The sequence below is a fragment of the Brooklawnia sp. genome, from assembly GCF_032229645.1.
Taxonomy (GTDB): domain Bacteria; phylum Actinomycetota; class Actinomycetes; order Propionibacteriales; family Propionibacteriaceae; genus Brooklawnia.
Genome location: NZ_JAVTWX010000122.1, coordinates 22847 through 29452, shown reverse-complemented (window position 1 = coordinate 29452; position 6606 = coordinate 22847). Strand labels below are relative to the sequence as shown.

The 6606-nt window shown below is 62.5% G+C and carries 8 protein-coding genes; all 8 read left to right on the top strand.

Translation table 11 applies throughout. From position 1 onward, the window contains the following. Positions 1-869: class II fructose-bisphosphate aldolase (locus AAFP05_RS09415; RefSeq protein WP_341729604.1), on the top strand; the 869-nt coding region annotated here is incomplete at its 5' end. A 21-nt stretch (positions 870-890) separates the two neighbouring features. Then, positions 891-1421, top strand: coding sequence for a YjbQ family protein (locus AAFP05_RS09410; protein WP_341729603.1), 531 nt, complete (start codon positions 891-893; stop codon positions 1419-1421). Positions 1422-1561: 140 nt separating this feature from the next. Further along, complete coding sequence (locus tag AAFP05_RS09405; protein WP_341729602.1) at positions 1562-2167, top strand: PTS glucitol/sorbitol transporter subunit IIC; 606 nt, start codon at positions 1562-1564, stop codon at positions 2165-2167. Then, entirely contained in the window at positions 2164-3198 is a 1035-nt protein-coding gene (locus tag AAFP05_RS09400) for a PTS sorbitol transporter subunit IIB (RefSeq protein WP_341729601.1), read from the top strand. Before AAFP05_RS09405 ends, AAFP05_RS09400 begins: the two co-directional genes overlap by 4 nt. Positions 3199-3260: 62 nt before the next feature. Then, positions 3261-3632 (top strand): PTS glucitol/sorbitol transporter subunit IIA, encoded by a 372-nt coding sequence (locus AAFP05_RS09395; RefSeq protein ID WP_341729600.1) that lies wholly within the window; start codon positions 3261-3263, stop codon positions 3630-3632. 1 nt (position 3633) lies between these two features. Continuing rightward, positions 3634-4107: a transcriptional regulator GutM gene (locus AAFP05_RS09390; RefSeq protein ID WP_341729599.1), complete on the top strand. Its 474-nt coding sequence runs from the start codon at positions 3634-3636 to the stop codon at positions 4105-4107. After that, positions 4104-5411 carry an oxidoreductase gene (locus tag AAFP05_RS09385; RefSeq protein WP_341729598.1) on the top strand — a complete coding sequence of 436 codons (1308 nt, stop codon included), beginning with the start codon at positions 4104-4106 and terminating at the stop codon, positions 5409-5411. Before AAFP05_RS09390 ends, AAFP05_RS09385 begins: the two co-directional genes overlap by 4 nt. Positions 5412-5603: 192 nt before the next feature. Then, the gene (locus tag AAFP05_RS09380) at positions 5604-6593 is read left to right on the top strand and encodes a sugar-binding domain-containing protein (RefSeq protein WP_341729597.1); all 990 of its coding nucleotides are present in this window, start codon (positions 5604-5606) and stop codon (positions 6591-6593) included. Positions 6594-6606 lie beyond the last annotated feature (13 nt).

Sequence of the window (6606 nt, the reverse complement as noted above, 5' to 3'; positions counted from 1 at the left end):
GCCTGAAAGGACCAGCCATGCTCATCGGATTGCACGAAGCACTCGACTTTGCCGAGAAGAGGAACGTCGGCATAGCAGCCGTCAACACGCCCTTCTTCGAAGGCCTGCTCGCGACCATCGATGTGGGCGAGCGTACCGGTGTCCCGATCATCTTGCAGTTCGCGCAGGTGCACGAGGGCATCGTCAGCATTGAAGACATGGGGCCCGCGATGGTCGAACTGGCCAAACGCTCCGAGGCCCCTTTCATCCTGCACGTCGATCACGGCGAGAACATCGACTACATTCGCACCGGTCTCGACATCGGATTCAACTCCTGCATGATCGATGGCTCGCATCTCGGCTACGACGACAACGTCCGCGTCACCCGCGAGGTCGTCGAGATGGCGGTCGAACGCGGCATCGGTGTCGAAGGCGAGATCGGGATGATGACCGGCAACGAGAACGGGGATCCCTCGCAGGGCTTCGCGGATGAGTCTCTTTATACCGATCCCGAGGTCGCGGCCGCTTTTGTGCAGGCTACCGGCGTGACCTGCCTGGCCGCTTCCTTCGGAACGGTGCACGGTATGTACCGGCGCAAGCCCGAGCTGAACTACGGATTGATTTCTCAGTTGCGCACCGCCACCGGCATCCCGATCGTCATGCACGGCGGATCGGGCTTGTCGGCGGGCGAATACCAGGAGTGCATCCGGCACGGCGTCCGCAAGATCAACTACTACACCTACGCCGCCAAGGCCGCGTATGACGCGATCCGGCCGTTGCTGGATGACGAGAACGTCATCCTCTTCTCCAATCTCGCAGCCGCCGCCCGCAAGGGTGTCGAGGCGGATGTCGAGACTTTCGTCAAGATCCTCAGCTCAACCGGCGCGTAAGACAACAGGAGACCACCGATTATGACCGTCCATCACGCCACACTCAGCCTTACTTCACACGGCGGCGCTCCCAGCTTCATCAACGTCACCGACCAGGTCCGGCAGGTCGTCACAGACAGCGGTATTACGAATGGACTGTGCGCAGTCATCTCACCGCACACCACCTGCTCGGTCTACTACGACGAATGGGTGCATGACGAATTCGAGGATGGCACCGACTACCTGCAATACGACCTTAATCAGGTGCTCACCAAGATCATCCCGACCCAACGTGAATTCCCGCCCGCTGAGGGCTACAACTACCCGGGAATCAAGCACTTCGAGGAGGTCGAAACCTGGCCCAGCGCCAAGGAGTACCTGCCCGGCGGCGATCGCAGCCAACTGCTGAACGCCGATGCTCATCTGAAGTCCAGCGTGATGGGCAGCAGCCAGGTCTTTCCGATCATCGATGGGCTCCTGGGGTTCGGGGTCACCGGCTATATCTTCTTCGCCGATTGGGACCGCGCTCGCGCCCGCACCCGCAAATGCCAGGTGACCATCATCGGAGAATGACCGGCGAGTGGGTTCAGCCACGCCAGTCGCACCAAGGAAGGAGACACGCACCGCCGAGTGAATTGCACCTCCGAAGAGGCCACGTGCAATAGAACTCACCATTTCTACAAAGTCTTTTGATCCCTTTCTTAGGAGTACCAATGGGAGACAACCCCGTGATGCGGGGCATCAGCTGGTTCGCCGAGCACTTCATTGGATTGTTCAACGAAGCGGCCACCCAGTTCGCCGGTCTGGTAACCGGCATTCTGCCCCTACTGATGGTCATGTTGACCGCCATGTATGCAATTACAACCTGGATCGGCGAGGAGCGTGTCACGCACGCCATCCAATGGGCCGGACGATGGGCGATCACCCGCTACACGATCATGCCGTTCCTGGCCATGCTGCTGTTGACCAACCCGATGGCCTATACCTTCGGACGCTTCCTGCCCGAACGCTATAAGCCTGCGTTCTACGACTCGACCGTCTCGTTCTGCCACCCGATCACCGCACTGTTCCCGCACGCCAATGCTGGCGAAATCTTCGTTTGGGCGGGAGTCTCGGCCGGCGTTCAACAGGCAGCTCCCGACAAGTACGCGACTCTGGCCATCTTGTACTTCCTGGTTGGCCTCATCGTCATTCTCATCCGCGGTATCGCCACTCAGTGGATGACCGGAATCCTGATCAAGCGCGGTGGCCATGAAGAAACCTTCAAGCGCTACGACGAGGCCTACGCAGAAGGTCGAATCCAGGGGGTCACAGAATGAGCTACCAGACGATCAAAGTCGACAAGGGTTCGGGTGGCTGGGGTGACGGCCTCGTCCTGACCCCAACTGACCAAAGACACATCGTCTTGTCAGTCACAGGCGGCGGTGTACACCCGGTCGCAGCCAGGATCGCCGAACTCAGCGGCGCCGAAGCCGTGGACGGCTTCAAGAACCACGTGCCCGATGAGGAGGTACTGGCCGTCGTCATCAACTGCGGCGGTACCGCTCGCATCGGGGTCTACCCGAAGAAGCGGCTGCCAACGATTGACATCTACCCGGGATCGCCGACCGGTCCACTGGCCCAGTACATCACCGCGGACATCTTCGTCTCCGATGTCGGCGTCAAGCAGATCGGTCTCGCAGACCAGGCCACTGCAGCTGCCTCGGCGAGCGCCACCGCAGCTGCCGCCGAAGCCAACAGCTCATCCCCGCAGGGCACCGCCGGGGCTACCACCACCGCCGAGCGTCCGAAGACCGTCAGCCAGACGCAGGCGGAAAAAGGCGGCCTGATGTCGTGGGTGGTGAAGTTCGGCAACTTCATCGGCTACATCATCAACACGCTGCTGTCGTCTGGACGCCAGGCACTGCAGATCATCCTGCAGACTGTGTTGCCGTTCATGGCCTACGTCGGCCTGTTGATCGGCATCGTGAACTACACCGGTATCTCACAGGTCTTGGCCCAAAGCGTCACACCGCTGGCCAGCAGCCCGCTGGGGTTGCTGCTGTTGAGCTTCATCGTCGCGATCCCGGTACTCTCGCCAATCCTCGGCCCGGGAGCAGCCATTGCCCAGGTGGTCGGCGTGCTGATGGGCACCCAGATCGGTGCCGGCGCCTTGCCCGTGCAGTATGCCCTGCCGACACTGTTCGCTATCGATGGCCAGGTGGGCTGCGACTTCATCCCCGTCGGCCTGTCACTCGGCGAAGCAAAGCCCGAAACGGTTTCGGTCGGTGTCTCTGCGGTGCTCTTCACCCGTATGGTCACCTCGCCCATCGCCGTGGCGATCGCCTATCTGGCGTCGTTCCTCCTCTGACCAGTCATGGTGGACGCCGACGACCCCGGCGTCCACCCACCACATGAAGGAGTCTCACCAAGATGTCAACCACACTCTGGACGACCACGATCGCGCAAGTAGGCGGTGAAGCCGGCGAGATGATCGATGCCGGCGTGCTGATCCTGTTCGGCGACCCCGTTCCGCAGGCGCTCGCCGACATCAGCATCGTGCACACCGGCGCGAGCGCAGTAAGCCGCGCTCTACAGCCGGGCGATGTCTTCGAGTTCGCCGGGCGCTCGTACACCGTAGACGAGGTCGGCGGCCACGCTATGACGAACCTGATCGACCTCGGGCACATCGTCCTCTACGTCAACCAACCCGATCAGAAACTCCTGCCCGGAGCGATCAAGGTAACCGGGCCCGTGTTCGACGTCCCCGCCGTGGGCGAAACCATCTCGTTCGTCGGAGCCTGAGATGTCGACGCCAGACTGGAGATTCCCGGCCCTTCTCATCACGGCGATGCTATTGGCGATGCTTCTCACCTACTTCCAGCAGCAGGCCTATTCCCGCGAGCTCAACCGAACTCTGGACCGGGCCAGCGGCGATCATCTGATGCTCGTCTCCGGCCGTGGCCGATCGTTCCGCGGCGGCGCCATCGTGATCATGGTCGTCGACGTGGTGCACCGCCAGATCGTGGCAGCCTCCGCGATGTCCGGACTGACGGTATTCGCCCGGTTCCGTCCAAGCCCACGCCTGCTCGGCCCGCTGGACGACGCCGAACAGCGAGTCAGCGGCCGGCAAATCCGGGCAGCGGTTCAGATGGCCGCTGCGCAAGTCCACCAACCCACCGGGCCGGATAGCGGCCCGGCCCGCACCACCAGCGCGCCCCGCACCATGCGTCGGCGCCTCGTCTCATCATTCAACTCCGAAAGGACGATCTCATCATGAGTTACACCAAGGGCCTCCTCGAGCGTGAAGCCAAGCTAGGACGGCCGGTCTATGTCGGCGTTGTCGGTGCCGGCCAAATGGGCACCGGGCTGATCTCCTCGATCCAGAATGCGCCCGGCATGTGCGTCGCAGCCGTTGCCGACATCTTCATCGAGAAGGCCGAATCCGCAGTGCGGGCTGCCGGCCGCGATGACATCGTGGTGGCTGAGGACGACATCGACGCTGCCATCAATGCCGTCGAAGCGGGCCAGGCCACAGTCATCCGCGACGGTCTCAAGATGCCCGAACTCCCCGTCGACATCGTGGTCGAGGTCTCGGGCGTCCCTGAGATCGCCGCTCAGATCGCCTATACCTGCATCGCCCACAGCAAGGATGTGGCGCTGATGACCGTCGAGGCCGACATCACCGTGGGCGTGCTGCTCTCCAGCATGGCCAATGCCGGCAACTCCGTCTACACGGTCATGCGCGGCGACGAGCCCGTCGAATGCCTGAAGCTGGTGGAGTACGCCGAGGACCTCGGCCTCACCGTCGTTTGCGCGGGCAAGGGCAAGAACAATGTGAATATCATTCACTCGGTGCCCGAGGACAACGTCGCCGAAGCAGAACGCAAGAAGATGAGCCCACGGATGCTCACCGAATTCACCGACGGCACCAAGACCCAGCTCGAGATGACGGCGCTATCGAACGCCACGAATCTCCCGATCGAGGTCGATGGCATGCATGGCCAGCAGATCCCGCTCGCCCAACTGGCCGAGAAGCTGATTCCGCAGCAGGATGGCGGAATTCTCTCGTTTGAGAAGGGCGCGGTCGTCGAGTACGTGACCGGCGATGTCGCCCCCGGCATCTTCGCTATCGTAAAATCGGAATCCGAGGTCGTCACCGCGGAACTCGACTACCTCAGGCTCGGTAAGGGCCCCTACTACCTGTTCTACCGGCCGTGGCACATCGCCTCGATCGAAGCTCATCTGTCGATCGGCGAGGCCATCTTGAACCGCCGGGCCGATTTCCAGTCGCGCTACGTCTGCACCGAGGTCGTTGGGCGCGCCAAGTTCGACCTCGAGGCCGGTATCACACTCGAGGGGATGGGCGAGCACCACTTCTACGGCTGGGCGATTCCAGCCGAGAAGGCCCGCGAGATCAAGGGTGTGCCGATCGGTCTGCTGCAGCACAGCAAGCTGAAGGTCGCCAAGAAGCAGGACGAGATCATCACGTACGACGACCTCGAGATCGATGAAACCCGCCCGATCGTTGCAATGCGTCGTCTCCAGGACGCCATGGTCGCCCGAGGCGTGATCGGCGGCTGATCGGCGCCGCAGCTCGAAGCAATGCCGGTGGGGCTCGAATGAACTGGGTTCGGGCCTCACCGCCATTCCTACCTCAGCACGCCATAGCCGGACCGAGATTCCGTGCGAATGGATCGCAACTATGATCGGGTGTGGCTCACCTAGAGCCGGAATCGTATCGCTGGCCCGCCCCGGCGTGATCAAGGAGGCCCGATGCCCGCCAAGCGCGACCAGCAGATGCTCATCGATGCTGCACGCATGTACTACATCGAGGGACTCGACCAGGGCCAAGTTGGACGCAGACTCGGCGTCTCCCGCTCCAGCGTCTCGCGGATGCTCACCACCGCCCGCGAATCGGGCATCGTGCAGGTGAGGATCACTGGTGACGATCACGTTGATCGCAATCGCGATCTGGAACGCGAGCTGATGCGGGCCTTCGGGTTGCGCGAGGCGCTGGTCGCTCAGACGGCCTCAGCAGCGACCGCCTTGGATTCCGTCAGTCAGTTGGCCGCTCAGCTGTTCACCAGACGTGGCCCCAGCGCCACCCGCATCGGTTTCAGCTGGGGATTCACGGTGGGCCAGCTCATCGATGCCATCCCACGGATGACTCTGCGTCCCGATACCAAGCTCACTCCCCTGGTGGGGGGGATGCCACTGCTCGACACCACACCGTCGGGCAATACCAATATCCAGACCCTGGCCAGCAAGTGCGGCATCATGGCCGAACGATTCGACGCACCCGCCATCGTGGAATCGTCACTCACCTACCGGGCGATGATGTCCGAGTCGTCGGTGAAGGCGGCGCTCGAGCGGGCCAAGAGGTGTGATCTGGCGTTCATTGGCATCGGTTCCTTCGGTGTACACACAAGCAAGAAGATCCTCGATTCGATGCGATTGTCCGAGGCAGAGCTGGCTGCGGTGCTTGATGCGAACCCTGCCGGGGACACCCTCGGACGATTCTTCGACATTGAGGGCACCCCGCTCGGGCCGCCCTCCTCTGAACGGGTCATCGGCATCGACATCGAGGCCGTGGGGGCGATCGAGATCGCGGTGGCGCTGGCTGCTGGCAAGGAGAAGGCGCGCGGAATGCTGGGGGCGCTACGCCTAGGAGTCTTCGACGTGCTCGTGGTGGACGAGGGACTCGCCGCCGCGCTGCTGACGCTGTTGTCCAATCAGCCACGCCGGACCCCGGTCCCCTCCTAGCCGTACCCTAGGA

Bases quoted from the DNA above. Each gene is read 5' to 3' on its own strand.
- AAFP05_RS09410 (WP_341729603.1), top strand. From the start codon at position 891: ATGACCGTCCATCACGCCACACTCAGCCTTACTTCACACGGCGGCGCT.
- AAFP05_RS09395 (WP_341729600.1), top strand. From the start codon at position 3,261: ATGTCAACCACACTCTGGACGACCACGATCGCGCAAGTAGGCGGTGAA.
- AAFP05_RS09400 (WP_341729601.1), top strand. From the start codon at position 2,164: ATGAGCTACCAGACGATCAAAGTCGACAAGGGTTCGGGTGGCTGGGGT.
- AAFP05_RS09385 (WP_341729598.1), top strand. From the start codon at position 4,104: ATGAGTTACACCAAGGGCCTCCTCGAGCGTGAAGCCAAGCTAGGACGG.
- AAFP05_RS09390 (WP_341729599.1), top strand. From the start codon at position 3,634: ATGTCGACGCCAGACTGGAGATTCCCGGCCCTTCTCATCACGGCGATG.
- AAFP05_RS09405 (WP_341729602.1), top strand. From the start codon at position 1,562: ATGGGAGACAACCCCGTGATGCGGGGCATCAGCTGGTTCGCCGAGCAC.
- AAFP05_RS09380 (WP_341729597.1), top strand. From the start codon at position 5,604: ATGCCCGCCAAGCGCGACCAGCAGATGCTCATCGATGCTGCACGCATG.